The sequence below is a fragment of the Streptomonospora arabica genome (genome assembly GCF_039531585.1).
GTDB classification, from domain to species: Bacteria; Actinomycetota; Actinomycetes; order Streptosporangiales; family Streptosporangiaceae; genus Streptomonospora; species Streptomonospora halophila.
In genome coordinates, this window is record NZ_BAAAQI010000018.1 from 41,130 (window position 1) to 66,140 (window position 25,011).

Annotated in this window: 25 protein-coding genes; 17 read left to right on the forward strand and 8 right to left on the reverse strand. The window is 73.0% G+C overall.

Annotated elements, in window-relative coordinates; all coding sequences use genetic code 11:
* Nucleotides 1-73 precede the first annotated feature (73 nt).
* A complete protein-coding gene (locus ABD284_RS21795; protein WP_344146769.1) occupies nucleotides 74-2,215 on the forward strand; it encodes an ATP-dependent DNA helicase in 2,142 nt (713 codons plus the stop codon).
* Nucleotides 2,216-2,266: 51 nt separating this feature from the next.
* Here the strand turns inward: ABD284_RS21795 and ABD284_RS21800 are convergent, their stop codons facing one another.
* The 3 genes from ABD284_RS21800 to ABD284_RS21810 form a co-directional block, all read right to left on the reverse strand.
* Entirely contained in the window at nucleotides 2,267-2,791 is a 525-nt protein-coding gene (locus ABD284_RS21800) for a DUF6315 family protein (protein WP_344146772.1), read from the reverse strand.
* 148 nt (nucleotides 2,792-2,939) lie between these two features.
* A complete protein-coding gene (locus ABD284_RS21805; RefSeq protein WP_344146775.1) occupies nucleotides 2,940-4,286 on the reverse strand; it encodes an AI-2E family transporter in 1,347 nt (448 codons plus the stop codon).
* A gap of 135 nt (nucleotides 4,287-4,421) precedes the next feature.
* Nucleotides 4,422-4,769, reverse strand: a complete 348-nt coding sequence (locus tag ABD284_RS21810) for a hypothetical protein (protein WP_344146778.1) — start codon at nucleotides 4,767-4,769, stop codon at nucleotides 4,422-4,424.
* 235 nt (nucleotides 4,770-5,004) lie between these two features.
* Between ABD284_RS21810 and ABD284_RS21815 the strand changes: the two genes are divergently transcribed.
* Complete coding sequence (locus tag ABD284_RS21815; RefSeq protein ID WP_344146781.1) at nucleotides 5,005-6,528, forward strand: hypothetical protein; 1,524 nt, start codon at nucleotides 5,005-5,007, stop codon at nucleotides 6,526-6,528.
* Nucleotides 6,529-7,001: 473 nt separating this feature from the next.
* Entirely contained in the window at nucleotides 7,002-7,373 is a 372-nt protein-coding gene (locus ABD284_RS21820; RefSeq protein WP_344146784.1) for a hypothetical protein, read from the forward strand.
* 87 nt (nucleotides 7,374-7,460) lie between these two features.
* Here the strand turns inward: ABD284_RS21820 and ABD284_RS21825 are convergent, their stop codons facing one another.
* Nucleotides 7,461-7,793, reverse strand: a complete 333-nt coding sequence (locus ABD284_RS21825) for a winged helix-turn-helix domain-containing protein (protein WP_344146787.1) — start codon at nucleotides 7,791-7,793, stop codon at nucleotides 7,461-7,463.
* Nucleotides 7,786-8,274 (reverse strand): hypothetical protein, encoded by a 489-nt coding sequence (locus tag ABD284_RS21830; protein WP_344146790.1) that lies wholly within the window; start codon nucleotides 8,272-8,274, stop codon nucleotides 7,786-7,788. The genes ABD284_RS21825 and ABD284_RS21830 overlap by 8 nt, the downstream gene beginning before the upstream one ends.
* A 290-nt stretch (nucleotides 8,275-8,564) precedes the next feature.
* Here ABD284_RS21830 and ABD284_RS21835 point away from each other — a divergent pair, with 290 nt between their 5' ends.
* From ABD284_RS21835 to ABD284_RS21845, 3 genes are all read left to right on the forward strand, one after another.
* Nucleotides 8,565-9,401 carry an alpha/beta fold hydrolase gene (locus ABD284_RS21835; protein WP_344146793.1) on the forward strand — a complete coding sequence of 279 codons (837 nt, stop codon included), beginning with the start codon at nucleotides 8,565-8,567 and terminating at the stop codon, nucleotides 9,399-9,401.
* Nucleotides 9,394-9,957: a TetR/AcrR family transcriptional regulator gene (locus tag ABD284_RS21840; protein WP_344146796.1), complete on the forward strand. Its 564-nt coding sequence runs from the start codon at nucleotides 9,394-9,396 to the stop codon at nucleotides 9,955-9,957. The genes ABD284_RS21835 and ABD284_RS21840 overlap by 8 nt, the downstream gene beginning before the upstream one ends.
* A 220-nt stretch (nucleotides 9,958-10,177) precedes the next feature.
* Complete coding sequence (locus ABD284_RS21845; protein WP_344146799.1) at nucleotides 10,178-10,528, forward strand: hypothetical protein; 351 nt, start codon at nucleotides 10,178-10,180, stop codon at nucleotides 10,526-10,528.
* Nucleotides 10,529-10,602: 74 nt separating this feature from the next.
* Here ABD284_RS21845 and ABD284_RS21850 read toward each other — a convergent pair whose 3' ends face one another.
* Complete coding sequence (locus ABD284_RS21850; RefSeq protein WP_344146919.1) at nucleotides 10,603-11,367, reverse strand: glutamate racemase; 765 nt, start codon at nucleotides 11,365-11,367, stop codon at nucleotides 10,603-10,605.
* Between the two features lie 552 nt (nucleotides 11,368-11,919).
* On the opposite strand from ABD284_RS21850, the gene ABD284_RS21855 reads away from it, so the two are divergent.
* From ABD284_RS21855 to ABD284_RS21900, 10 genes are all read left to right on the forward strand, one after another.
* Nucleotides 11,920-13,344, forward strand: a complete 1,425-nt coding sequence (locus ABD284_RS21855; RefSeq protein ID WP_344146802.1) for an FAD-binding oxidoreductase — start codon at nucleotides 11,920-11,922, stop codon at nucleotides 13,342-13,344.
* A 52-nt stretch (nucleotides 13,345-13,396) separates the two neighbouring features.
* The gene (locus tag ABD284_RS21860) at nucleotides 13,397-14,656 is read left to right on the forward strand and encodes a class I SAM-dependent methyltransferase (protein ID WP_344146805.1); all 1,260 of its coding nucleotides are present in this window, start codon (nucleotides 13,397-13,399) and stop codon (nucleotides 14,654-14,656) included.
* A 117-nt stretch (nucleotides 14,657-14,773) separates the two neighbouring features.
* Complete coding sequence (locus tag ABD284_RS21865; protein ID WP_344146808.1) at nucleotides 14,774-15,223, forward strand: hypothetical protein; 450 nt, start codon at nucleotides 14,774-14,776, stop codon at nucleotides 15,221-15,223.
* 309 nt (nucleotides 15,224-15,532) lie between these two features.
* On the forward strand, nucleotides 15,533-15,712 hold the full coding sequence (locus ABD284_RS21870; protein WP_344146811.1) for a DUF397 domain-containing protein: 180 nt from the start codon (nucleotides 15,533-15,535) through the stop codon (nucleotides 15,710-15,712).
* 201 nt (nucleotides 15,713-15,913) lie between these two features.
* Nucleotides 15,914-17,179, forward strand: a complete 1,266-nt coding sequence (locus ABD284_RS21875) for a cytochrome P450 (RefSeq protein ID WP_344146814.1) — start codon at nucleotides 15,914-15,916, stop codon at nucleotides 17,177-17,179.
* A gap of 234 nt (nucleotides 17,180-17,413) precedes the next feature.
* Entirely contained in the window at nucleotides 17,414-18,694 is a 1,281-nt protein-coding gene (locus tag ABD284_RS21880) for a sugar ABC transporter substrate-binding protein (RefSeq protein ID WP_344146817.1), read from the forward strand.
* A 121-nt stretch (nucleotides 18,695-18,815) separates the two neighbouring features.
* Nucleotides 18,816-19,721, forward strand: a complete 906-nt coding sequence (locus ABD284_RS21885; RefSeq protein ID WP_344146922.1) for a carbohydrate ABC transporter permease — start codon at nucleotides 18,816-18,818, stop codon at nucleotides 19,719-19,721.
* Between the two features lie 101 nt (nucleotides 19,722-19,822).
* Nucleotides 19,823-20,563, forward strand: coding sequence for a carbohydrate ABC transporter permease (locus ABD284_RS21890; protein ID WP_386699716.1), 741 nt, complete (start codon nucleotides 19,823-19,825; stop codon nucleotides 20,561-20,563).
* On the forward strand, nucleotides 20,560-21,633 hold the full coding sequence (locus ABD284_RS21895) for a glycoside hydrolase family 3 N-terminal domain-containing protein (protein WP_344146823.1): 1,074 nt from the start codon (nucleotides 20,560-20,562) through the stop codon (nucleotides 21,631-21,633). Before ABD284_RS21890 ends, ABD284_RS21895 begins: the two co-directional genes overlap by 4 nt.
* 67 nt (nucleotides 21,634-21,700) lie before the next feature.
* Nucleotides 21,701-21,937: a hypothetical protein gene (locus ABD284_RS21900; protein ID WP_344146826.1), complete on the forward strand. Its 237-nt coding sequence runs from the start codon at nucleotides 21,701-21,703 to the stop codon at nucleotides 21,935-21,937.
* Between the two features lie 90 nt (nucleotides 21,938-22,027).
* Here the strand turns inward: ABD284_RS21900 and ABD284_RS21905 are convergent, their stop codons facing one another.
* Complete coding sequence (locus ABD284_RS21905; RefSeq protein WP_344146829.1) at nucleotides 22,028-23,569, reverse strand: long-chain-fatty-acid--CoA ligase; 1,542 nt, start codon at nucleotides 23,567-23,569, stop codon at nucleotides 22,028-22,030.
* 101 nt (nucleotides 23,570-23,670) lie between these two features.
* Entirely contained in the window at nucleotides 23,671-24,093 is a 423-nt protein-coding gene (locus ABD284_RS21910) for a DUF6406 domain-containing protein (protein ID WP_344146832.1), read from the reverse strand.
* A 254-nt stretch (nucleotides 24,094-24,347) separates the two neighbouring features.
* On the opposite strand from ABD284_RS21910, the gene ABD284_RS21915 reads away from it, so the two are divergent.
* A complete protein-coding gene (locus ABD284_RS21915; RefSeq protein WP_344146835.1) occupies nucleotides 24,348-24,902 on the forward strand; it encodes a hypothetical protein in 555 nt (184 codons plus the stop codon).
* Nucleotides 24,903-25,011: the final 109 nt, after the last annotated feature.

Consider the following 25,011-nt stretch of genomic DNA (forward strand, 5'->3'; position numbering starts at 1 on the left):
GCCTGCCGCAGGCGCGGGCGGGCCTGGGGAGAACGAGCCCGGCGCGTCACCGGCACGCGGTACTGTCGCACGCGTGGCTGAACTTCCCGACGTCGACACCCTGCTCGACGCCGCGGTGCGCGCCCTGGGCGGCACCCGGCGCGAGGGCCAGGCCGTCATGGCCGAGGCCGTCTCCACGGCCATCGACACCGGCGAGCACCTCGTCGTGCAGGCGGGCACCGGCACCGGGAAGTCGCTGGCCTACCTGGTACCGGCCATCCGCCACGCCATGGCCGAGGACACCACCGTCGTGGTCACCACGGCCACCCTCGCGCTTCAGCGCCAGCTGATCGAGCGCGACCTCCCGCGCCTGTCCGCGGCCCTGGCGCCGCTGCTGAACCGCGAGCCCGTTTTCGCCATCCTCAAGGGCCGCCGCAACTACCTCTGCCGCCACCGCCTGCAGGGCGCGGACGCCGCCGACCCCGAGGACACCGAGCTGTTCGACCCCCGCCAGCTCTCGTCGGTGGGCCGCCAGGTCAAGCGGCTGCACGAGTGGGCCGAGGAGACCGTCACCGGCGACCGCGACGAGCTCGCGCCCGGAGTCAGCGACCTCGCCTGGCGGCAGGTCTCGGTCTCGGCCAACGAGTGCGTCGGCGCCGCCGCCTGCCCCTTCGGCCAGGAGTGCTTCTCCGAGCAGGCCCGCGCCGACGCCGGCGGCGCCGACGTCGTCGTCACCAACCACGCCATGCTGGCCATCTCGACCATGCAGGGCTACCACCTGCTGCCCGAGCACCGCGTGCTCGTGATCGACGAGGCGCACGAGCTGGTCGACCGCGTCACCTCGGTGGCCACCGGCGAGCTGGGCGAGCGGCCGGTCAACACCGCCGCCAAGCGCGCGGGCCGGCTGGTGGAGGCCGGGCTGACCGAGCGCCTCAGCGAGTCCGGCGAGGGCCTGGCGCTGCTGTTCGGCGAGTCCGAGGCGGGCCGGTACGACCACCTGCCCGACGCGCTGGCCGGGGGAGTGGCGGCCGTCCGCGACGCCGCGCACGCCTGCCTGAGCGCCATCCGCAGCGGATCGTCCGAACAGGACCCCGACTACGCCACCCAGCGCAAGCAGGCGCTGGCCGCGCTGGACGAGGTCCACGACTCCGCGGTGCGCATCCTGGAGTCCTTCGAGCCCCCGCTGCGCGAGCGCACCGACGTCGTGTGGCTGGCCAAGGGCCCCAAGCAGTCCCCGACCCTGCACGTCGCGCCGCTGGCCGTGGGCGGGCTGCTGCGCGAGAAGCTGTTCGGCGACCGCACCACCGTCCTGACCTCGGCCACCCTCGCCCTGGGCGGCACGTTCGCTCCGCTCGCCGCCCAATGGGGCCTGGGCCGCGAGTCCACCGGCCGATCCCGGGTCGGCGCCGAGGCCGACGCCGCCGACGCCACCGGGTCCGGCCCCGCCGAAAGCGGCGCCGTCACGGGCGGTACCGGCGGCGCCGAAACCGCCGCGGAGACCGGTGGCGAGGCGGCTCCCGACGACGCCGACAACCCCGACAAGGCCGCGGGCGAGCCCCGCTGGCGCGGCCTGGACGTCGGCTCACCGTTCGACCACGCGCGCAGCGGCATCCTCTACGTCGCCCGGCACCTGCCCCCTCCCGGCCGCGACGGCCTCGACCCCCGCTACCTGGACGAGATCGCCGGCCTGGTCGAGGCCGCCGGAGGCCGCACGCTGGGCCTGTTCTCCTCGATGCGGGCCGCCGCCCAGGCCGCCGAGGAGCTGCGCGAGCGGGTGGACGTGCGCATCCTGTGCCAGGGCGACGACTCCACGGGCCGCCTCGTCGAGGAGTTCGCCGAGGAGGAGGACTCCTGCCTGTTCGGCACGCTGTCGCTGTGGCAGGGCGTCGACGTCCCCGGCCGCTCACTGCAGCTGGTGATCGTCGACCGCATCCCGTTCCCGAGGCCCGACGACCCCCTGGCCTCGGCGCGCCAGCGGGCCGTGGGCGCCCGCGGCGGCAACGGCTTCATGGCGGTGGCGGCCACCCACGCGGCGCTTTTGCTGGCCCAGGGGACGGGGCGGCTGCTGCGCTCGGCGGCCGACCGCGGCGTCGTCGCCGTGCTCGACCCGCGCCTGGCCACGGCCCGCTACGGCGGGTTCCTGCGCTCGTCGCTCCCGCCCTACTGGGGCACCACCGACCCCGAGGTCGCCCGGGCGGCGCTGCGCAGGCTCGCGGCCGCCCCGGTCGCGGGCTGACGCCGGCCCGCGGGTACCCCGGCGCGCGGTCGGGCGGCCGGCCCCGCCGGTTCAGCGCCGGACACGGTAGCCGAAGAGCCGGACGGCGTAGCCCGGGGTGTCGTCGTCGGCGGGCTGGATGTACCACCGGTCGTCGTTGTCGCCGATCGACAGCTCGTTCCACATCATGTCGATCAGCTTCAGCCTCGCCACGACCGACGCGCTCGGGTCGAGAACGATCGCGTAGGAGAGGTCGGAGAGCCGCTGGGTGACCATGCCCACGGGCTGGCCGTCCCAGATGGCGGGCACCGGTGCGTGGCCGATGTCGACGCCGCACAGCCGCAGCTGCTCGACCTCCTCGTCCAGGGCCTCGGCGGCGAGCGCCTGGTCGAGGTTGAGGGCGTCCTCCAGTTCGTCCCGGTCCTCGTCCTCGCGCATATACGCGTGGTAGGTGCGGTGTCCGCAGGTGCGGCACAGACGCCAGACGACGCACCGGGCGAGCCCGTAGGCCGACTGCGCCTCGCCTATCGCCCGGTAGGTGCTGACCATCCGGCTCGTGCCGCATTCACAGCACAAGGCGGTGAGATCCTGCTTCATCCTTCAGTCCCCCTCCCAGGGCGAGTATGCGATGGGAAACCCTGATTAGGGAACCCGGCGGCTGAAGGAGTTGGGGCAAACTGTCGTCACTAGTGACCAAAACCGGTGCGCGCCAGGGATTTTTCCAACGGTGGGAATCCGGTGTGAATCAGCGCTGGGCGGCGTCCTGGTCGCCGTTTCCGGTTCCCGTATCGGCGCGCCGGCGGCCGCGCGCGGCGGTGGCGCGGGCGCCGCCCACCGGGGCCAGCCAGCGGGCGAGCAGCCGCCGGGGGCCCGGCCCGCCCCCGGTGCCGTCGCGACTCCGGCGGGAGTGCGGGGCGCCGCCGACGTGTTCGCTCTCGGCGGCGGGGGCGGCAGGCGCCATCTCGGCATCGGCGTCGGCATCGGCGGCGCCGTTCGCGGCGGGTTCGGTCGAGTTCAGCAGCGGATGCTCGGCGACCTGGTACCGGCGGATGTAGACGCTGAGGAACGCCTGCATGCTGGCGCCGGCGGGCAGCGCGAGCAGCGCGCCGGGAACCCCCAGGATCGCGGCTCCCGCCAGCACCGAGCCGAAGGCCACGGCCGGGTGCATGTCGAGGGTCCGGGCGGTGATGCGCGGCTGCAGCAGGTAGTTCTCGAACTGCTGGTACACGACGACGAAGACGAGCATCCACAGTGCCGGCCAGGTGCCCTGCATCAGCGCGACCAGCACCGGCACCGCGCCGCCGATGTAGGTGCCCACGGTCGGGATGAACTGGGAGAGGACACCCACCCACAGCGCCAGTGCGAACGCGTAGTGGACGTCCAGCACGACCAGAGCCACGTAGTGGGCGAGGGTGGCGACCAGCGCCAGCAGCGCGCGGGAGTAGATGTAGCCGCCGGTCTTGCTGATGGCGATCTCCCACGCGCGCAGCACCTCGCGCTGCGTGCGCGGCGGCAGCACCGAGCAGATCGTGCGGCGGAAGCGGGGGCCGTCGGCGGTCAGGTAGAAGGTGAACAGGGCGATGGTCAGCCCGTTGAACAGCAGCGACAGCAGTGTCGTGCCCGCGCCCCACGCGTTCTCGGCGAGGCTGGAGGCGTACTGGTCGACCAGCCCGGTGGCGTCGGTGATCTCGCTGAGCAGCGTGTCGGGCGCGAACCGGGTGTTGAAGGTGACGTTGACCCAGTTGAGCAGGCCGCGGCTCATCGCGGGCACCTGGTCGATGAACTCCAGCACCTGGCCGACCAGCATCGAGCCCAGCACCGAGAAGAACATCACGGCCACGGTGGCCACGCCCAGCATCACCGCGCCGGTCGCGGGGCCGCGCGGCCAGCGGTGCTTGTTCAGCCAGTTGACCGCCGGCTCCAGCGCGAGCGCGAGGAACAGGGATATCAGCAGCAGCACCAGCAGGCCGCGCAGCTGCAGGAACATCCAGCCCGCCACCGCGAAGGCGATCACCGTCCAGGCGATCAGCATCAGCGCCCGCGGCAGCCACGGCGGCACGCCGTTCTTGTTCGGTGGGGCCGGGGCGGTCATGGGCGCGGGTCGCCTTCCTGCTGCATATCGCCGCAACGCGTGACGCTGTGCGGACGGGGTGCGGCGCCTGGGCACGGTGCCGCGGGCGCCCCGCCGCGCTGCACGGCCGAGCCGGGGCCGGGCATGCGGCCCCGGCTACTCGTCCATCGACAGGCCGCGCTTGTTGCGCGCGGTCCAGTCGCGCATGCGCTGCGGGTAGCCGACGATCTGGACATCGTAGACGGGAGCCGCCAGGTTGCGCGCGACCTTGCGGATGACATCGGTCGAGCCGACGCGGCGGCGGATCCACTCGCCGTCGGTGGCCACGGCGACCGCTGTGGTGCTGGTGGCGAACGTCTCAGGCTCGACGAAGAACTCCACGCCCACTTTGCTGTTGTGGAAGTCGATCAGCGCCCGGACGTCGGAGTCCTCCGCCGCTCGGTCGAAGCGCGCCTTGCCCCGCCGCCTTGCCTTGCGGAGCCCGAACCGGTCTCGCCATCCCATATGTCGCCTGCGCTCCCGTCACTGCCGCCGCGCCGATCGCGGCTGTGTGCAACGTCGCCCCCCGGCACTCCTGACGAGTCTATCCGCCGGAAGTCCCGGCGGATTCCGCGGTTTCGCCTCCTCACGGTGATCACGCTGATACGTTCGGTAGCGCCCCTGGTGGTGCGCGGAGGCGACCGCGGGCGCCGCCGGGGATCCGAACCGGCACGGAGGAAGACGCGAGGAGCCTGCACCGATGGCGCTGTGGAGATGGCTGGGCGAGACCGCGCGGGAGCTGCGGGCGGACGGGCGGGCGGAGCTGGCCGAGAGCCTGGTGCGGCTCGCGCAGATGGCCGCCGAGGGCCAGGCGGACGCGGCGGCCGAGGCCGTGCCCGCCGCGGAGCGCATCGCCGCCGGCGATACCGCGCCGAGCTGGGCCGCTGCGCTGGTGGGGCACTGGCCGCTGGCCGCGCGCGTGGGGGACCGGGCCGAGGGGGAGTCGGTCCTGCCCGCGGCGCTCGCGCGCCTGCGCGCCTCCCACGCGAGTAGCGGAGGCGCCGCCGGATGCGGCCCCGCGGCCTGCGCGGCCGAACTCGTGCTGGAGTGCTACACCAACATCGACGGCCCCGGCCACGTCGTCGACCGCGCCACCCTGGTGGCCGAGAGCCTCGGCCACACCCGGCCCGGCGAGCCCGCGTGGGAGGCGCTGGTGCTGGCCCAGGCCGACATGCTGATCGACGACGAGCGCCCCGACGAGGCGATCCGCGAGCTGGACACGCGGGCCGCAGCGGCCCGCGCGGACGGAAGCGGCGTCAGCCTGGGCTACGCCTTCGGCTACGTGCGCGCTCTGCGCCACCTCGACCGCTTCGACGAGGCGCTGTCGGCACTGGAGCGGGTGGAGGCCGGCATGACCGCCGCCTGGCCCGGCGCCGCCGCCCGTGCGGCGGCGCGCCGCCGCACGGCCGTGGAGCGCGCCCGCGTGCTCGCGTGGCTCGCCCGCGTCGGCCGGCGCCCGCCGGAGGAGGCCCGCGCGGCGCTGCCGGAGCTGCGCGAGGCCGACGCCCACCCGCGGATGCGGCCCGGCTGGGCCGAGGCCGCCGAGCATCTGGTGGCCGCCGGGGCGCTGGACAACGACTGGCGCCTGGGCACGACGCTGACGTCGTGGACCCGCTACTTCGAGCGGGTGGGGTCCCATCGGCTGTGCCTGCGTGTGGGCCTGGTCGCCGCCCGGCTGGCCGTCGCGCGCGGAGCGCGGTGGACGGCCGACTGCACCCTGCGGCGGGCCGAGCGGTCCCTGCAGCGGGTACGGCGCGAGGCCGAGGAGTTCGGCGACCTGGAGGAGATCCGCGCCGAGGCCGCCCGCCGCGGCCCCCGCGAGGCGCCCGTCGCCGCTGAAGAGGTGCTGCCGATGCTGCGCGGGCAGTCGCCGGAGGACGTCGACCCCGAGCACCAGGCCGACCTCGTACGCACGGCGCTGGCGGAGCGCCCCGGCGACGCGTCGCTGCTGAACGCCCTGGGCCAGGTCGGCCGGACGCTGGCGTTGAGCGACGCAGCGGCCGAGCTGCACTGGCCACGCGTGCGAGCGGTCCCCGGCGACCAGAAGGCCGCGCTCTCGCTGATGGAGACCCTTCTGGCCGACCGGGACACGGCCGGCCTGCGCGCCCTGGTGCGCCTGCTCACCGACGCCGCCGTGCCCCCTTCCGCCCCGACCGGCGCGGCCACCGCCGCGCCCGCCCACCGGACGGTCGCGGCCGACCCAACTCCGGCTCCGGCGGGCTGAGGCCGCTCCGGTGCCGGGGTATCGGCGCCCGCCGACCGGACCGGCAGGCCCGGGAAGGCGGGAGCCCTGCCCCGATCGCCGGACTCGGCGCAGGCGACGAACCAGGGCTGCCCGAGCTCGACCGTCCAGGTCGACAAGCGCGCTCCCCGCGCCCGCCGGAATGCCGTCGCCGACGGTGTGTGCTTCCCGCGCGTGCGCGGAGGCGGTGGTCACCGATCCGCCCGATGACTTGCGCTTCAGTGCTGTCGGACGGGGTTCGGGGGAGTGGGGGCCTGTGTCAGGCCCCCACCGTCGGCAGGAGACACTCAAAAGGTTCCCGTGCAGGTCGAGGCGCTGCTGGACAGGGCGCCGCCGAGACCGTTCACTTAGAGTGACACGGTACCTACATGACGGGGTCGAGTGGGCGTTTGCGCGTCTCGGGGCGGTCCTGCTGCGCGTCCCCCCACTGGTTCCGGACAGCCGGGGAGGGGCGTATGACCATGGAGTCCGTGGCCGATGCGAAGGCGGTTCTCCGACGCTGGGCTTACGACAGCCTCCGTGATGAGCAGGCCGCCGACCAGGCGGCATCCGTGCTCGACATGATGCTTGCGTCTTCTGCGCAGATGACGGGCGTCGAGACGTCGCGGCTCGAAGAGCGGGTCAGAAGGTTCACCGTCACGTCGGGTACGGGTGAGTCCAGGTCCGTGAAGCTCAACCATGGTCCGATCCCGATTCCGCACGAGTGCCACATCACGATCGAGCTCTGCTGGCCGTTCCCGGACCAGCAGGGAAACATCTACTGCCTGGAGATCGAGCTTCCGTGGCCGTGCCCGGACGACAGCATCTCCATCCCGCCGATCTTCTGAGGCCGTCGACCCCGGCGACCACGCAGGCGGGGGCGGGGCCGGTTCGTCGCCGTGTCTGCGGCGAGGCGGGGCGGCTCTCCGGCCGGGCTACTCCCGGGTTTCCGGTCGGTGCCGTGCCCCGCTCTCCTCCGCGTCGGCGGCGATGCGCTGGAGGGCGGCGACGTGGGCGGACAACGCCTTCCGGCCCGCCCGGGTGAGGTTGAGCCACGTGCGCGGGCGCTTGCCGACGTAGCCCTTCTCCGTCTCCACGTAGCCCAGCTTGCCGAGCGTGCCGACCTGCTTGGACAGTGCCGAGTCGGACAACCGGACGGAGTCGCGCACGTAGCCGAACTCCGCCCAGCGCGCGGACGCCAGCACCGAGACGATCGACAGCCGCGTCGGATCCAGCAGTGCCTGGTCCAGCTCGCCGCGATCAGCCACGGCGCACCGCCCGCGGTCCGTGCGCCGCGCGGCGGAGCAGGCGGTGCCAGAGCGGCATCGTCGCGACGACGGCCGCACTGCCGATGGTGGCCGGGTACGGCACGTCCCAGGTCCGCAGCAGCACCGATGCCACCGCGACCAGGGCGATCAGCGCGAGGAACACGACCAGCCGCAGCGCCCTGGCGCGCGCCGGCATCCCGACCGGCCGGGGATCGGGCGAGCGCCGGTACCCCATCGCCGAGCCGAGCCGCTTCGAGCGCGGCAGGTAGGTCAGCAGCAGCGCAGCCGCGGCGAGCACGTAGAGCAGCGATGTGCCCAGGTCCGGTCGCAGGTCCGAGGCGACGCCGACGCCGATGGCCAGCGCACCGACGACCCACAGCGTCCACTTCGGGTGCGCGTCCGGGACCGCCGCCTGCTGCCGGTGTTCGGCGACCTCCTGCAGGGCTTCGGCCGCTTCCTCGGGCGACGGTTGCGATCCCATCTCCACCACTCCTCACGATTCTCCGCCGGGACGGCGAGCGCCGCCCACTCCGGCGGTTGCCTCAGCGTCATGTACTTGCCTACGAAGAAAGTACTCGGCATTTTCCTCTTAGGCAAGTACATGCCCGAAAGCAAGTGATGTGGGTCGGGGGTGGGGTGGATCGAAGCGAGTGGGGTGCGTATCCCCTGGTGAAGAGGGGGTGCACCGTTCGGTCGCCGGCGGTGTTGACAGCGTTGGTTAATGGCATTAGCTTGTAGCTAACGGTATTAGCCAACTTTGGAGGGCGCACCATGACCGAGTACCTCGCCGTCGACGGCGGCACCATCGCTTACGAGGTGGCGGGGTCCGGCCCGCTGGTCGTCCTCGCGCACGGCATGGGCGACAGCCGTGCCGCCTACCACGCCGTGGTCCCGCCGCTGGTGGCGGCGGGCTACCGGGTCGCCGCGGTCGACCTGCGCGGCTGCGGAGAGTCCAGCGCCGACTGGCCGGCCTGGAGCCGCACCGACATCGCCGGCGACCTGCTCGCCGTGGTGCGCCACCTGGGCGGACCGGCCGTGCTCGTCGGCCACTCGGTCTCCGGCGGCGCCGCCACCATCGCCGCGGCGAAGGAGCCCTCACTGGTCACCGCGGTCGTCGAGCTGGCGCCCTTCACCCGCAAGCAGTCGATCCGCCTCGGCGACCTGCGGGTGAAGCGCTTCCGGCAGGGCATGCTGCGGCTGCTCGGCACGGCCCTGTTCGGCAGCGTGCCGCTGTGGCGCTCCTACCTCGACGTGGCCTACCCCGGTGTGAAGCCGCCCGGCTGGTCCGAGCGGATCGACCGCATCGACGCCCAGCTGCGCGAGCCGGGCCGAATGAAGGCGATGCAGGGCATGGGCCGCAGCGCCCCGACCGACGCCGGCGCGCAGCTCGGCGGCGTCCGCTGCCCCGTCCTGGTCGTCATGGGCACCCTCGACCCCGACTGGGCCGACCCGCACGCCGAGGGCGCGGCGGTCGTCGACGACCTGCCGTCCGGCCTCGGCCGCCTGGAGATGATCGAGGGCGCGGGACACTATCCGCACGACCAGTTCCCCGAGCAGGTGGTGTCGCTCCTCCTCTCCTTCCTGCGATCGGACGCCGCCCGTGCCTAGGGCCGGCCTGGCCCCGGCGACCGTCGTCGCGGCCGGTGCCGCCCTCGCCGACGACGTCGGCCTGGCCAACCTGACGATGGGTCTGCTGGCGGAGCGGGTGGGCGTGCGCACCCCGTCCCTGTACAAGCACGTGGACGGCCAGGGGGACCTCAACCGGCGCATCGCGGCCGTGGCGCTGGGCGAGGCGGCCGACGCCGTCGGCCGCGCGGTTCAGGGGTACGCGGGCCGCGACGCCCTGGCGGCCGCGGCGCGCGCCTTCCGCGCCTTCGTCGTGGAGCACCCCGGCCGGTACGCCGCGACGATCGGCGTGGAACCCTCCGGCCCGGACGACCCGCTCGCCGTCGAGAGCCGGCGGCTGCTCGACGCGTTCACGTCGGTCCTGCGCGGCTACCGGATCGACGGATCCGACGCGGACCACGCTCTGCGCATGCTCCGCAGCCTCTGCCACGGCTTCGCGGCATTGCAGGCGGCCAACGGCTTCCAGTGGAGCGCCGACGTCGACGAGAGCTTCGAGTGGCTGATCGCCTTCGCCGACCGCGGCCTGCGCACTCTGTGAGGGGCCCGCCGACGGCGCCGCCCGCCACGGCACACCGGCCGGGACGCCCGGCCGGGACGCCGGAGCCGCGCCGGGACCGGGACGGCACCGGGTGCCTCGTGTGCCCGGCCCCGCCGTGGTGCGGAGGCGGCGGCGCTGCGCCCGACCGCACCGTGCGAGGGCGGTCGCGTAGGCCTGCGTACTCAGGAACGATCGGCCGGCGGCTGCGAGCATGCCTCCCATGCAGAACGAGCGTGACGAAACGCAGGACGCGCGTGCCGGAGGCGACGACTACGACCCGAAATGGTTCGTGCCGCCCCTCATCGGTACCGTGCTCGCCCTCCTCACCGGACCCGTCGTTTTCCTCTTTCTCGTGCTCGGACACCTGGAGGTCCAGCTCTGTTCGAGCTCCTGCGGGCGCCCGACGGCGCTCTGGTACTTCGCCGTGTTCTGGGCCGCGACTGCCCTGGTGACGGCGACCGGCGTGTGGTTCGGACCCCATAGCCGCCGATGGCGGGGGCTCCGGACAGGAGGCGTGGTGGCCATGGAGGCCATGGCGGTGATGTCGATCGTGGTGGTGTTCGGGAGCTGATGCTGCGGTTGCGACCGTCCGCATCCCCGCACCGCGGTTCTGCGGCCGCCCCGTCCTGACGACGCGGGCTCCGGTTACGGCTGGGGTACGCGGGCCAGGGCGGCGCCTGAAGGGTAGGCGCGTGCGGCCGCGGGGAGCCGGGTCGGGCGCCCGCTGGCCAGGACGGTGACGCCGCCTGTCAGCGGGAGCTCAGGGGTCGCTGCGATGCCGAGGCGGCGCAGGGTCTGGGCGGCGACGGCGCCGGCGGCGGTGAACATCTCGGCCCGGCCGCCCAGCGCCTCCGAGATGTGCTCCTCGACGAGGTCGTAGTGGGTGCAGCCCAGCACGACAGCGGTGGTCTGCGGCGGGGTTCGCTCGGCCGCGTGGGCGATCGCCGCGTCGATCGCCTCGGGGGCGGCCGACTCGATCGCTTCGGCGAGTCCCGGGCAGGGCACCGGCACGACCTCCACGCCCTGGCCGAACTCCTCGATGAGCCTCTGCTGGTAGCGGCTGCGGGAGGTCGCCACCGTCGACCACACGGCCACCGGCCCTCCGCGCGCAGCGGCGGGTTTGATCGGCGGGACGGTGCCGATGACGGGGATCCGCGGTTCGAAGGCCTCGCGCAGCGACGCCAGGCCGTGTACCGACGCCGTGTTGCACGGCACGACGATCGCGTCCGGCGGCTCGGCGCCCGCCTCTCCCGGGCCCCCGGCGCCCAGCGCAGCCCGGGCACCGGCGAGGACCCGCCCCACGATCGCCTCCGGGGCGCGGGCGCCCCAGGGCATGTGGTCGGGATCCATGGAGAGGACGAGATCGGCGTCGGGCCGGGCCGCGCGCACGGCGGCAGCGGTCGACAGCATGCCGATCCCGGAGTCGACGAAGGCGATGCGCACGTTGGCCGATCCTACGCTGCCCGGCGAGCACGCGCCCGCGCTGGACCCGGCGGTGCCCCCGTGCCTCGCGCGCTGCCCACCTCATGCCCCCAGGCCCGCATGCCCAGCCGCGCCCGCGCCGCCCGCGCGCCCTCACCGCGTCCGCCGCCCGCCCCCGCACGCCCGCGCAGTCCCCCCGTGCCCGTCCGTCCGCGTGTCGGGCCCACGGCACGGCTCGCGTCCGCTTGGCTGGTTCGGCGGGGACACGGCTCGGCGGCCGCATTCGGCCGCCCCGGCTCGGGTGAGGCATCGCCCGGCGGGCAGCGGGGAACAAGAGGTGCAGCGCGTGTGACCGGGTGCGGCTGCGGGGGGCTGCGCGCCTGGCGGGAATTCCCAGGTGTGCGGGTTGCACTGGTCACAGGCCCCATTGGGCTACCGGCCGGTAGGAGGGGAATAGGGTGTTCCACGGCCTGCCGCCATCGCCGGCGGTACGGCACGACGGCAGCGGCGCGGCGACGCGCCGAGCGGGTTGAGAAGCGGGTGAGAGCGATTCGTCAGTCATCGCAGCGGGACTTCGCCGACCACGTCGAGGCAGTGCAGCGGCTCCAGCGCGACTACGCGCGCCTGCCCGCGGACGCCCCGGTCCGGCTGGCCAAGCCCACGTCGAACCTGTTCCGGTTCCGCGACGACACCGACGCCCCGCGCCTGGACGTCTCCGCGTTCGACTCCGTGCTGGCCGTGGACCCCGTCGAGCGGGTGGCCGAGGTCGGCGGCATGACCACCTACGAGGACCTGGTCGCGGCGACCCTCCCGCACGGGCTGATGCCGCTGGTCGTGCCGCAGCTGCGCACCATCACCCTCGGCGGCGCGGTCACCGGCCTGGGCATCGAGGCCTCCTCGTTCCGCAACGGCCTTCCGCACGAGTCGGTCGAGGAGATCGAGATCCTCACCGGCTCCGGCGACGTCGTCACCGCCCGCCGCGACAACGAGCACAGCGAGCTGTTCTACGGCTTCCCCAACTCCTACGGCACGCTGGGCTACAGTCTGCGGCTGCGCATCGAGCTGGAGCCGGTCAAGCCGTACGTTCACCTGCGGCACCTGCGCTTCAGCGGCGCGAAGGAGGCGATGGAGGCCTTCTCGCGGATCTGCGCCGACGCCGAGCACGCGGGGGAGCGGGTCGACTTCGTCGACGGGGTCGCCTTCGGCCCCGGTGAGCTGTACCTGACCGTGGCGTCCTTCGTCGACCACGCGCCCTGGACCAGCGACTACACCGGCACCGACATCTACTACCGGTCCATCCCGCGCTTCGCCGGCCCCGGCCCCGGCGACTACCTCACGGTCCACGACTACCTATGGCGCTGGGACACCGACTGGTTCTGGTGCTCGGGCGCGTTCGGGCTGGGCAGCCCCGCCGTGCGCCGGCTTTGGCCGCGCTCGCTGAAGCGCTCGGACGTGTACCGCAGGCTGGTGGCGCTGGACCGGCGCACCGACTTCAGCCGGCTGCTCAACCGCTACCGCGGCCGTCCGCAGCAGGAGCCGGTCATCCAGGACATCGAGGTCGGCGTCGAGCGCGGCGCCGAGTTCCTCGACTTCTTCCACGCCGAGATCGGCATGTCCCCGGTGTGGATGTGCCCGCTCCGGCTGCGCGAGACCGCGCCGCCGGCAGCGGGACGCTCGCATGTGTGGCCGCTGTACCCGCTGGAGCGGGAGCGGCTCTACGTCAACTTCGGGTTCTGGGGCATGGTCCCCATGCGCCCTGGGCAGCGGCGCGCCCATCACAACCGGGCGGTCGAGGAGGAGGTCTCCCGATTGGGCGGCCACAAGTCGCTGTACTCGGACGCGTTCTACTCCGAGGACGAGTTCTGGGGGTTGTACAACGGCGAGGGGTACCGGGGCCTCAAGCGGGCCTACGACCCCGACGAGCGTCTCCTCGACCTCTACGCCAAGTGCGTCGGTAACAAGTGAGGCGCCGGCCCACGGCGCGGTGTGGGCTGACGCGGGTGAGAAGGGAACAATCATGCGGCTAGCGGAGATCTTCGAACGCGTCGTCGGCAAGGACGCGCCTGTTCGCTTCCGCGCCTATGACGGCAGCACGGCCGGCGACCCCGAGAGCGACACGACACTGGTCGTGCGCAATCCGGCGGCGCTGAACTACCTTGCCCAGTCGCCGGGGGCGATGGGGCTCACACGGGCCTACGTGGCCGGCCACATCGACCTTGAGGGCGACATGTACACCGCCCTGGACCGGATGGCCGGCGTCGCCTTCAACGACGGCATGCGGATTCCGCCGGGGGAGATGGCGCGGATCGTGCGCGGCATCGGGTGGGTGAAATTCGTCAACCGCATCCCGCCGCCGCCGCAGGAGATGCGCCGCGGGCGGCTGTCCTGGCTGGGCACCCGACACGCGAAGGACCGCGACGCCGAGGTGATCCACCACCACTACGACGTCTCCAACGCCTTCTACGAGCTGGTGCTGGGGCCGTCGATGACCTACACGTGCGCGGTCTTCGGCAGCGGCGACGCGTCGCTGGAGCAGGCCCAGTACGACAAGCACGACCTCGTGGCGCGCAAGCTCGGCCTGGAGGAGGGCATGCGGCTGCTCGACGTCGGCTGCGGGTGGGGCGGCATGGTGATGCACGCCGCCCGCGAGTACGGCGTCAAGGCGCTGGGCGTGACGCTGTCGAAGGAGCAGGCCGAGTGGGCGAGCAAGCGCATCGCCCAGGAGGGCCTGACGGATCTGGCCGAGGTCAGGCACATGGACTACCGCGACGTGCCCGACGGGATCTACGACCGGATCAGCTCCATCGGCCTGACCGAGCACATCGGCAAGAAGAACCTGCCGGACTACTTCGCCGGGCTCAACGACAAGCTCAAGCCGGGCGGGCGGCTGCTCAACCACTGCATCACCCGCCCGCGCAACGACCTTCCGGCGATGAAGCCCGGCGGCGTGATCAACCGCTACGTCTTCCCGGACGGGGAGCTGGAGGGCCCGGCCGAGATCCAGATGCGGATGAACGACGCCGGCTTCGAGATCCGCCACCAGGAGAACCTGCGCGAGCACTACGCGCTGACGCTGCGGCACTGGGCCGACAACCTGGACCGCAACTGGGACGCAGCGGTCCGCGAGGTCGGTGAGGGCACGGCCCGCGTGTGGCGGCTGTACATGAACGGCTGCATCCTCGGCTTCGAGCGCAACGTCGTCCAGCTGCACCAGATCCTCGGCGTCAAGCTCGACGGCACCGCCGCGCACATGCCGCTGCGGCCGCGCTTCGAGTAGCCGCGGCACCGGCCGGCGGCCGGGTCCCCCCGCTGACGCGGGGCCGGGCCCGGCCGCGGCGGCGCGCGGAGCCGGGCTGATGCCCATCCAAGGCACGGGTGCGGGCATCATGGGAGTATGCCTGGCACAGACGACACGGACCGCACGAAGCAGCTCGCTATCACGCTGGTCGACGCCTACGTCCGCAAGGACCGCGACCTGTTGGACAGCACCCTGGCCGACATCGGCGACGACACCGACACCACCGTTTCCGAGCTCAAGGTCTTCGGCTCCTTCCTCTCCCGGCGCGTGCAGGAGACCGGCGTGGTCTGGAAGCCGGCCGACTCGCGCGAGGCCGTCGCCTCGACCGTCGCCGACATGCTCCCTCCCGAGGTCGAGTTCGCCGTGATCACGGTGTGGGAGGCCTACTCGGTGGGCGAGGAGGAGGCGGCCGAACGCTTCACCAACGGCGATCCCGCCATCTACCTGCACATGCTCGCCGCGTTCTCGGCGGCCATCGGGCAGGCCGTCTACAAGCCCGCGGAGCTGATCTCGACGCTGCGCATAGCCACGGGGGGCGCGGACTAGCTCGAGCGTCCGCCGGCCGCGGCGGCGCCGCGGCCGGCGACCCCCGCCGTGGTCCGCCCGCCGCACAGCCCGACGGGATCGCCGGGCCGCCGGACCTGGGCGTGTCCACTCCCGGTCACATCCGGTGACCGCGGGTGATATCCGGGTAAGCGTGGCGGCGACCGGCCACCGCCGAAGGGAGCCGCCATGGCACGCCACGAAGGACCTCCGCAGCCCGCGCCGAAGCCCCCGCCGCCTCCTCCGCCGCCGAGCCCCGACGGCCCCGGGCGCGTCACGGGATCTGGTTTGCAAAATCGAGGAGGAGTTCAAGTGAGCGGCGTCAGTGCCTGGCACAAGAGTAGCTACAGCAGCGGTGGTGCGGACAACTGCGTGGAGGTTGCCGAGGGTGCGCAGACCCTCGTTCGCGATACGCAGCATCGGGAGCAAGGGCATCTGGTGTTCCCCGCGCAGGAGTGGCAGGCCTTCCTCGCGGGCGTCGAGGACCTCTAGCGCGCGGAGCCTCCGCAACCCCCGAACCATGACGAGCCCTCCGCCGGTGCCGGCGGAGGGCTCGCCTGCGCTGAGCGCTTCGCCGGGACGCGGTCCGCTGGTCGACGAGTCCGCCCGGTCCGGCGGAACTTGACACCGCTTCCACTCGTGTAAAGAGTGTGGGGGACGTCTCCGGCAACAGCCGCAAGGAGCCCACCCCTCATGGCCCAGTCGCCCTCCGCCGGCACGCTGCCCGACATCTCCGGCATCGACCTGTCGGACAACGAGTTCTGGAAGCTGCCCCTGGAACACCGGCACGCCGCCTTCGCCCGCCTGCGCAGCCACCCGCCGCAGTTCTACGCCGAGCCCGACATGGGCCCGCTGCCGCCCGGCCCCGGCTATCACGCGCTGGTCACCCACGCCGACGTGGCCGAGGCCAGTCGCGAGCCCGGCGCCTTCGCGTCCGAGCCCAGCGCCGTCTCGATCCCGGACATGCCCGCGGACTTCGCCGAGTACTTCGGGTCCATGATCAACCTCGACGACCCCCGGCACGCCCGGCTGCGGCGCATCGTCTCCCGCGGGTTCACCCCGCGCATGCTCGCCCGGCTGCAGGAGGACGTGGAGCGCCACGCCGCCCGCATCGTCGACGACCTCCTCGCGACCGGGCCGTGCGACTTCGTGTCCCAGGTCGCCGCCCGCCTGCCGCTGGTGGTCATCTGCGAGATGATGGGCATCCCCGAGGACCGCCACCGGGAGGTGCTGGAGAGCTCCAACGTGGTGCTGGCCGGCAACGATCCCGAGTACCTCGGCAGCGACCCCGGGACCGCGATGGCGCGCCTGCTGGAGGCGGGCGAGGGCCTGTCGCGGCTGCTGGCGGAGCTGGCCGCGCAGCGGCGCGCCGAGCCGACCTCCGACCTCACCTCGGCCCTGGTCAACGCCAACGTCGACGGCGAGGCCCTGACCGACCAGGAGTTGGGCTCCTTCTTCACCCTGCTGGCCGTGGCCGGCAACGAGACCACCCGCAACGCCATCAGCCACGGCCTGCGCCTGATCACCGAGCACCCGGAGCAGCGCGGCCTGTGGTGGTCGGACTTCGACGCCCACGCGCCCGGCGCCGTCGAGGAGATCGTCCGCCACGCCTCACCGGTCGTGTGGATGCGCCGCACGCTCACCCGCGACTACGAGCTGAACGGGTACCGCCTGAGCGCCGGCGACAAGGCGCTGCTCTTCTACGCCTCGGCCAACCGCGACGCGGCCGTCTTCGACGACCCCGACGCCTTCGACATCACCCGAAAGCCGAACCCGCACCTGGGCTTCGGCGGGCCCGGCCCCCATTTCTGCCTCGGCGCCCACCTGGCGCGGCGCGAGGTCACCGTGATGTTCCGCGAGCTGCACCGGCGCGTGCCCGGCATCCGGGCCGCCGCGCGCCCGAAGCGGCTGGCGTCCAGCTTCGTCAACGGGATCAAGTCGCTGCCCTGCGCCTTCTGACGAGCGTCGGTTCCCGCGGCCGCCGGAAAACGCCGGACACGGCATGTGGCGCGGACCGGTTCGGCGAACGGACGGTGACGGTCTGAGGCGGTAGCGTGTCGACCCGACGCCCGAGGGCGGCCGGGACCGCGCACGAGTTGCCGGGCCGTTGTGTGTCGATTACTTCACACCGGCTGCGATTTTGCGTAAGTTCCTTACCACCCCGGGGGATCGCGAGTGGACGGGAGATCTCCGATGGCACGCACCCGCGCCCGACGACCGCAGGCCGCAGCGGCGGCCGCCGCCCTGGCCCTCCTCGCCACCGCATGCGGCGGCGGATCCGACGGCGGATCCGGTGGCGAGACCCTCGACGTCTGGATCATGGAGGGCACCCACCCCGACGCCACCGCCTACTTCGACAGGGTGGCCGAGGACTTCCGCGACGAGACCGGCGCCCGCGTGAACGTGGAGTTCGTGCCCTGGGCCGACGCCCACGACAAGTTCACCACCGCCATCGCGGGCAACACCCTGCCCGACGTCGCCGAGGTCGGCACGACCTGGACCCCGGAGTTCGCCGGAGCGGGCGCGCTGATGGACGTCTCCGAGCGCGTCGGCTCCACCGACGCCTACGTGCCGGGCCTGACCGAGGCGGGCACCGTCGAAGGCGGCCTCTACGGCGTGCCCTGGTACGCGGGCGTGCGCTCGGTCATCTACCGGACCGACGTCTTCGAGGACCTCGGCATCGAGCAGCCCACCACCTGGAAGGCGATGCGCGAGGCCGCCCTCACCGTCGCCGAGGAGCGCGACGGCATGACCGCGTTCCCGGTGCCCGGCGACGCCGTCTACCAGGCGCTGCCCTTCGTCTGGGGAAGCGGCGCCGACATCGCGACCCGTTCCGACGGGCGCTGGACCTCCGGGCTCGACTCGCCCGAGGCGCGCGAAGGGCTCTCCTTCTACACCGGCCTGGCGACCGAGGACGGGCTCTCCAGCACCGGAGCCGCCACCTGGATGGAGACCGACCTCCAGGACAACTTCATCTCCGGCGACGTCGCCATGATGATCGGCGGCAGCTGGACGCCCGCCGCGATGCTGGAGGCCGATCCCGGCCTGAAGGGCAAGATCGGCGCCTTCCCGATCCCCGGCCCCGACGGCGGCTACAGCCCGTCCTTCCTGGGCGGCTCGCACCTCACGATCTCCAACACGACCGAGAACCCGGACCTGGCCTGGTCCTACATCGAGCTGCTCACCGACGACGCCAACGCCGACCGCTGGGCGGAGGCCACCACCTACTTCCCCGGCAAGAAGAAGCAGCTGGAGCCCTACACCTCCTCCGACGACCCGCTTGTGCGGCCCTTTGCCGAGCAGATGAGCGAGGCAGGGCGCGGCCTGCCCGCCACCGAGAACTTCGGCAAGGTGCAGGGCGACAAGGTGCTGGAGGCCATGCTCCAGGAGATCCTCACCGACGAGGCCACGGTGGAGGAGGCCACCTCCCGCGCCGCCGAGGAGATCGAGCAGATCCTGAACAAGGACTCCTGACGCGGTGGCCGACTCGCTCTCGACCAGGCAGGCCGACGACCCCGGTGCCCCGGCCGGCGCGCCCGCGGCGAAGGGGGCGGGAGCGCCGACCGGGGGCGGGCGCCGCGGCAGGCGCCCCCGTGTGGGCGCGCGCACCCGCCGCCGCGTCCTGCCCTGGGCGCTGCTCGCGCCCGGCCTGGCGGTCATCGGGCTCCTGCTGCTGTTCCCGATCGGGCGCGTGGTGTGGCTTTCGGTCCAGGACTACGGCCTCGACAACGTCGTGTCCGGGCGCAGCGACTTCATCGGTCTGGACAACTACGCCCGCCTGCTCGGCGACCGCTACCTGTGGACCGTCGCGCTGCCCAACACGGCGGTGTTCGCGGTCGTGGCGGTCGCCGGCACCGTCGCCTTCGGCACCCTGGTGGCGCTGCTGCTGAACACGCTCGGCAGGTTCGCGCGCACCGCGGTCCTGGCCTGCATCATGGTCGCCTGGGCCATGCCCGCGGTCTCGGGGACCTACGTGTGGGTCTGGATCTTCGACGTCGACGACGGGCTGGTGCGCCGCCTGCTCCAGACAGCGGGCCTGCTCGGGCCCGAGGGGTACAACTGGTTCGCCGATCGGACGGCCTTCTACGCCATCGCCGCGCTCAACGTCATCCACCACGGCTTCCCGTTCGTCGCGGTGACCGTGCTCGCCGGGCTGATGACCATCCCTCGCGAGCTGCACGAGTCCGCGCTGCTGGACGGCGCGGGCGCCTGGCAGCGGTTCCGCAACGTCACCGTGCCCACGATCCGGCCGGTGTTCGCCGTGGTCACCATCCTCTCCACCATCTGGGACTTCAAGGTGTTCGCGCAGGTCTACCTGATGCCCGGCGGCTCGGGCGGCAACCGCGACGTGCTCAACCTGGGGGTGTGGTCCTACGTGCGCTCCTTCGCCAACCAGTCCTACGGTCTCGGCTCGGCGATCGCCGTGCTGCTCACGCTGATGCTGCTCGCGATCACCGTGGTCTACCTGCGCACGCTCTTCCGCGACGAGGAGCTGCGGTGACCCCCCGCAGGCGCCGGGGGGCGCGCCGGAACGCGCGCACCCTCGCGCGCGTCCTGGCGGTGGCGGGCGTGCTGGCGTTCACCCTGTTCCCCGCCTACTTCATGCTCGTCAGCGCGCTCTCGGCGCGCCCGGCCTCGGGCACCGAGGCGCTGCTGCCCGCGTCGGTCACCCTGGAGAACTTCCGGTTCGTCCTGGCCGAGGCGGGCTTCCTGCGCTACCTGGGCAACTCGCTTGCGGTCGCCGCGCTGACGGTGGCCGGCAGCAGCCTGCTGGCACTGCTGGCCGCCGTGGCGGTCGCCCGGTTCCGTTTCCGGCTGCGCACCACCGTGCTGGTGCTGGTGCTGACCGTGCAGATGGTGCCGCTGGAGGCGCTGGTCATTCCGCTGTTCCTGCAGGTGCGCGACCTGCGGATGCTCAACTCGCTGATCGGGCTGTCGGTGGTCTACATCGCCCTGGCGCTGCCGTTCGCGGTGTGGATGCTGCGCGGTTTCGCCGCCGCCGTCCCGGCCGAGGTGGAGGAGGCCGCCTACATCGACGGCTGCTCGTGGCCCCGGATGTTCTGGTCGGTGCTGTTCCCGCTGGTGGCGCCCGGCCTGGTGGCCACCGCCGTCTTCTCCTTCATCACCGCCTGGAACGAGTTCATCCTCGCCCTGACGTTCATGAACCAGTCGGAGAAGTACACGGTGGCCGTGGGCCTGCGGCAGTTCTTCGGCCAGTACACCACCGACTGGGGTCAGGTCATGGCCGCCTCGACCGTCATCACCCTGCCGGTGATGGCGTTCTTCCTGCTCGTGCAGCGCGGCCTCGTCTCGGGGCTCACCCAGGGCGCGGTGAAGCAGTGAGCGCGGCCGGCGATCCGGCCCTGCGCCGCCTGGCCCACACCGTTCTCATGCCCGGGTTCGCGGGCACCGCGGTACCGCCGTGGCTGGCGCGCGCCGTCGACGACGGCGTGGGTGCCGTCCTCTACTTCGCGCACAACCTCGCCGACGATCCCGCACGGCTCTCCGCCGAACTGCGCGGGCTGCGGCCCGACCTGCTGACCGCCTCCGACGAGGAGGGCGGGCGCGTGAGCCGGCTGCACGCCGCCGGAACCTCGCCCCACCCCGGCCACGGCGAGCTGGGCCGCGGCTCGCCCGAGCGGACCCGCCGGGCCGCCGCCGCGATGGGGCGCGAGCTGGCCGCAGCCGGGATCGGCGCGGCGCTGGCGCCGGTCGCCGACCTCGGCTCCGACCCGCGCAACCCGGTGATCGGCGACCGGTCCTTCGGCGCCGACCCCCAGCGGGTCGCGGCCCACACCGCCGCGTTCGTCGACGGGCTGCACGCCGCGGGGGTCGCCGCCGCCGCCAAGCACTTCCCCGGCCACGGCGACACCGCCACCGACTCCCACCTCGACCTTCCGGTGGTGGCGGCCGACGCCGACACCCTGCGCAGCCGCGAGCTGGTCCCATTCGCCGCGGCCGTGGCGGCCGGGACGGACATGGTGATGGCCGGCCACCTCGCCGTCCCCGCATTGGACACCGCGCCGGCCAGCGTCTCCGCCCGCTGCTACGAGCTGCTGCGGGACGAACTGGGCTTCGAGGGCGTGGCGGTGACCGACGCGCTGGACATGCGCGGCCTGTCGGCACACACCGGCGCGGTCGAGCGCATCGAGGGGGTGGCGCGCGGCGCGGCGGCGGCGCTCGCGGCGGGCGCCGACCTGCTGTGCCTGGGCAACCCGGCGGAGGCGGCCGGGATCGCGGCGGGTGCGGTCGATGCCTCCGCGGCCGCGCACGTCGCCGACGAGGCGCTGTTTACGGCCGCCCGCGACGCGGTCCTGGCCGCCCTCGACCGGGGGAGTCTGCCCGCCGAGCGCCTCGCCGAGGCGGCGGGGCGGGTCGAGCGGCTGCTCGCGGAGCGCCCACCCCCGCCTTGACCGCCCGGCCCGTGTTCGCAAGGGTGGCGGCTGATGACACCACAACCGCGCCGCGCGAAGGGTCGAGATGGACACCGAGTCAGACGCCGAGTCGACGGACCACCCCATCGAGCCTGAGGCCCCCTGGCCCAGAAGCCCCACCACCGTGCAGCTCCGCTGCAACGCCTGCATGCAGCTGCGCTACTTCGCCGACCGCCACGCCGACCACCGGGGCGAGTACAGTCCCGGTCCGCACTGCAAGACCTGCGGAAAGCCGGTCGAGTTCCGCTGCGCGGCCTGCGGCGCCCAGTGGCGGCCGCTGTGAGCCGGCACCCGCGGGGGCGGTCCGCCACAGCGGGGGAGCGGCGCCCGTCCCCCGCCCCCACCGCACGCGCACGGCCCCTGGAGGCGGTGCTCAGCGCAGTTCGCGCTTGAGGATCTTGCCGGTCGCCGTCATCGGCAGGGAGTCGCGGAACTCCACCAGCCGCGGGTACTTGTAGGCGGCCAGCCGCTCCTTGGACCACTCGACGAGCTGCTCCTCGGTCAGCGCCGATCCCTCCTCGCGGATCACGAACGCCTTGATCTCCTCGCCGTGGCGCTCGTGCTCGACGCCCACCACCGCGGCCAGGCTGACCTCGGGGTGAGTCATCAGCTCCTCTTCCAGCTCACGCGGGTAGACGTTGTAGCCGCCGCGGATGATCATGTCCTTGGAGCGGTCGACGATGAAGAAGAACCCCTCGTCGTCGCGGCGCGCGATGTCGCCGGTGCGGAACCAGCCGTCCTTGAAGACCTGCGCGTCGGCGTCGGGGCGGTTGTGGTACCCCTGCATCACGCAGTGTCCGCGCACCGCGATCTCGCCGGGGCCCTCGCCCTCGACGTCCTCGAACTCGCTGTCGACCAGCTTCATCTCCACACCCCAGATCGGGCGGCCGATCGACCCCGTCTTCGCCTTGACCTTGGGATTGTTGAAGGAGACCACCGGCGAGGTCTCCGAGAGCCCGTAGCCCTCCAGGATCTCCACGCCGAAGCGGTCCTTCACGTTGCGCGCGACCTCGCCCGGCAGCGCGCTGCCCCCGGAGACCGCGGTGCTGAGGTTGGCCGCGACGGCGGCCATGTCGTGCTCGCCCTTGGCGCCGAGCAGGCCCCAGTACATCGTCGGCACACCGGCGAACACGGTCACCCCCTCGCGCTCCATCAGCGACAGCGCCTCGTCCGGGTCGAAGCGGGCCTGCAGCACCAGCGTGGCGTGCCGGTACAGGCCGCAGTTCATCATCGTCGTCTGGCCGAAGATGTGGAACAGCGGCAGCACCGTCAGATAGACGTCGTGCTCGGACCTGTCGAACAGCGCGTCGGAGGCGACGGCGTTGAACATCAGGTTCATGTGGCTCAGCTGGGCGCCCTTGGGGCGTCCGGTGGTGCCGCTGGTGTAGATGACGACGGCGGTCTCGTCGGCGTCGGTCTGCACCGTGGAGAAGGTCCCGCCGGTGCCGGCCAGCGCCGCCCAGATGGTCTCGGCTCCCTCGATCTGGGACTCCACCGCACCGGGCGTCGCCGGCAGGTCGATGTAGAGCTCGCAGGAGGCGGTGTCGTTGAACGCGGCGAACGCCCGCTCGCCGAGGGGGAGTTCGGGTGTGCCGGTGAAGGCGAACAGCGCCTTCGCGCCCGAGTCCTCCAGGTGGAAGGCGATCTCGCGGGAGGTCAGCAGCACGTTGAGCGGGACCACCACCGCCCCGGCCTTGAGCGCGCCGAAGTAGACGAACGGGAAGTAGGGCGTGTTGGGGCTCGCCAGGGCGACCCGGTCGCCGCGCCCGATGCCGCGCGCGGTGAGCATCTCGGCCACCTGGTTGGCGATCATGTTGGTCGTGGCGTAGTCGATCCGCAGGTCGCCGAACACCAGGCAGTCGCGTTCGGGGGTCGTTCGGGCGCCGTCTTCGAGTAGTGCGGCGAGGTTGAGCATCGCGCCTCCTGCAGTGCTAGGTGGGTCCGGTCACCTTTCTACCGCAGAGTAACTTGGTTCCGCCTGGGAGGGGACGGCACGGGTCCGTGTGTCCGCCCGCCTCACTCGGCCTCGCGCATCAGCGTCACGCTCGCGGGTTGGGCCTCCGACTCGCTGATGCCGATCTCGGAGACCCGCCAGGAGGCGCCGCCCGCCTCCAGGTGCTCGCCCAGCGTCAGCGTGTGCTCGGTGGTCTCGCCGTTCTCGGGGCGGGCGGTGATGACCACGGTCGGCTCCGAGCCGTCGCGGTAGCCGCTCAGCTGGAGCTCGACCGGACCGGTCTTCGCGGTGCCCTCGACTGAGGCGGGGGCGCCCTCCATCAGCTGGACGCGGTCGTTGTCGGTACCCAGAACCGGCGCGGAGCTGCTCGGCGCCGGCTCCGGCTCGCCCTGGGCGCAGGCCCCGGCGCCTATCAGCAGGCCGAGTACCGCCGTGGCGGCGATCAGCATCCGGCGGGCGCGGCGGGGGGAGGCGAACACGGTCATCTTCGGAGGATCTCCACAGGCTAGGAGGGTGTGTCCGGTACGCGGCGAGCGCACCGGCAGGCGGGACGGCGGGAGGGGCGCGGCCGGTCGCTGTGCAGGCACGGCCGCGGGAAGGGGGCGGAAGCGGGGAGGCCGCCCGGGTGCCATTCTCCCATCGCCGCGGCGATCCGAACGCCCGAAGCCGTTCCCGCGGCCCTTTCTCGGGCAGTGGGACCGGAGAAGGGACAGTGGACACACACCCCGAGGAGACCGACATGCCGGCGTGGATATGGAGCACGGGAATCCTGTTCCTCGCGGTCGCGGTTTTCGCGACCTGGTGGCTGGTCCAGTGGACCCGGCAGCCGCGCACCTACTTCCGCGCGGGCCTGGCCGATCCGCAGCGCCGCCGCTTCCCCCGGTGGCAGCGGGGCCGGTTCGCGCCGCAGACGGTGGTCGAGGAGAACGCCGACCGCGGGGCCATGGACACCGGAATCGACCACGAGGCCGCCGCGATAATCGAGGGCGAGCGGCACGAGACCACCCCCATCACCACCGACATCGACCGAGAGACCCGCCACCTGCTCGACGAGGAGGTCGCCGGCCGCCCCGTGATGGAGCGCGACGCCGAGATCCACCGGCCGGCGCCCGAGGAGGAGGCCGAGCTGGAACCCGAACCCGTCCGCCAGCGCCGCCTCGCCGCCGAGGAGCACGAGCGCGCCGCGATGGAGTACCGCCGGGCGGCCGGTGCCCGCGAACGCGGGGGCGCCCCCGCCGACGAGCCGGCCGAGGGCAGGACCCGCCGGGGCCTGCGCCGCTCCCGCCGCCGGTAGCCGCGCCGCGCATATCGTCCGTCCGGCCGGTCCGGGGTCCGCGCACGGCGGCCCGGCCGGCCGCCGCCGCGTCCGGGAGCCGCCGCGAACCGCGCTAACCTTGGTGCAA

Coding starts and splice junctions, on each gene's coding strand:
- ABD284_RS21800 (WP_344146772.1), bottom strand. CDS start 2,791: ATGAAGCAGGATCTCACCGCCTTGTGCTGTGAATGCGGCACGAGCCGG.
- ABD284_RS21805 (WP_344146775.1), bottom strand. CDS start 4,286: ATGACCGCCCCGGCCCCACCGAACAAGAACGGCGTGCCGCCGTGGCTG.
- ABD284_RS21810 (WP_344146778.1), bottom strand. CDS start 4,769: ATGGGATGGCGAGACCGGTTCGGGCTCCGCAAGGCAAGGCGGCGGGGC.
- ABD284_RS21815 (WP_344146781.1), top strand. CDS start 5,005: ATGGCGCTGTGGAGATGGCTGGGCGAGACCGCGCGGGAGCTGCGGGCG.
- ABD284_RS21820 (WP_344146784.1), top strand. CDS start 7,002: ATGACCATGGAGTCCGTGGCCGATGCGAAGGCGGTTCTCCGACGCTGG.
- ABD284_RS21830 (WP_344146790.1), bottom strand. CDS start 8,274: ATGGGATCGCAACCGTCGCCCGAGGAAGCGGCCGAAGCCCTGCAGGAG.
- ABD284_RS21835 (WP_344146793.1), top strand. CDS start 8,565: ATGACCGAGTACCTCGCCGTCGACGGCGGCACCATCGCTTACGAGGTG.
- ABD284_RS21845 (WP_344146799.1), top strand. CDS start 10,178: ATGCAGAACGAGCGTGACGAAACGCAGGACGCGCGTGCCGGAGGCGAC.
- ABD284_RS21850 (WP_344146919.1), bottom strand. CDS start 11,367: ATGCTGTCGACCGCTGCCGCCGTGCGCGCGGCCCGGCCCGACGCCGAT.
- ABD284_RS21860 (WP_344146805.1), top strand. CDS start 13,397: ATGCGGCTAGCGGAGATCTTCGAACGCGTCGTCGGCAAGGACGCGCCT.
- ABD284_RS21865 (WP_344146808.1), top strand. CDS start 14,774: ATGCCTGGCACAGACGACACGGACCGCACGAAGCAGCTCGCTATCACG.
- ABD284_RS21875 (WP_344146814.1), top strand. CDS start 15,914: ATGGCCCAGTCGCCCTCCGCCGGCACGCTGCCCGACATCTCCGGCATC.
- ABD284_RS21880 (WP_344146817.1), top strand. CDS start 17,414: ATGGCACGCACCCGCGCCCGACGACCGCAGGCCGCAGCGGCGGCCGCC.
- ABD284_RS21890 (WP_386699716.1), top strand. CDS start 19,823: ATGCTCGTCAGCGCGCTCTCGGCGCGCCCGGCCTCGGGCACCGAGGCG.
- ABD284_RS21900 (WP_344146826.1), top strand. CDS start 21,701: ATGGACACCGAGTCAGACGCCGAGTCGACGGACCACCCCATCGAGCCT.
- ABD284_RS21905 (WP_344146829.1), bottom strand. CDS start 23,569: ATGCTCAACCTCGCCGCACTACTCGAAGACGGCGCCCGAACGACCCCC.
- ABD284_RS21910 (WP_344146832.1), bottom strand. CDS start 24,093: ATGACCGTGTTCGCCTCCCCCCGCCGCGCCCGCCGGATGCTGATCGCC.
- ABD284_RS21915 (WP_344146835.1), top strand. CDS start 24,348: ATGCCGGCGTGGATATGGAGCACGGGAATCCTGTTCCTCGCGGTCGCG.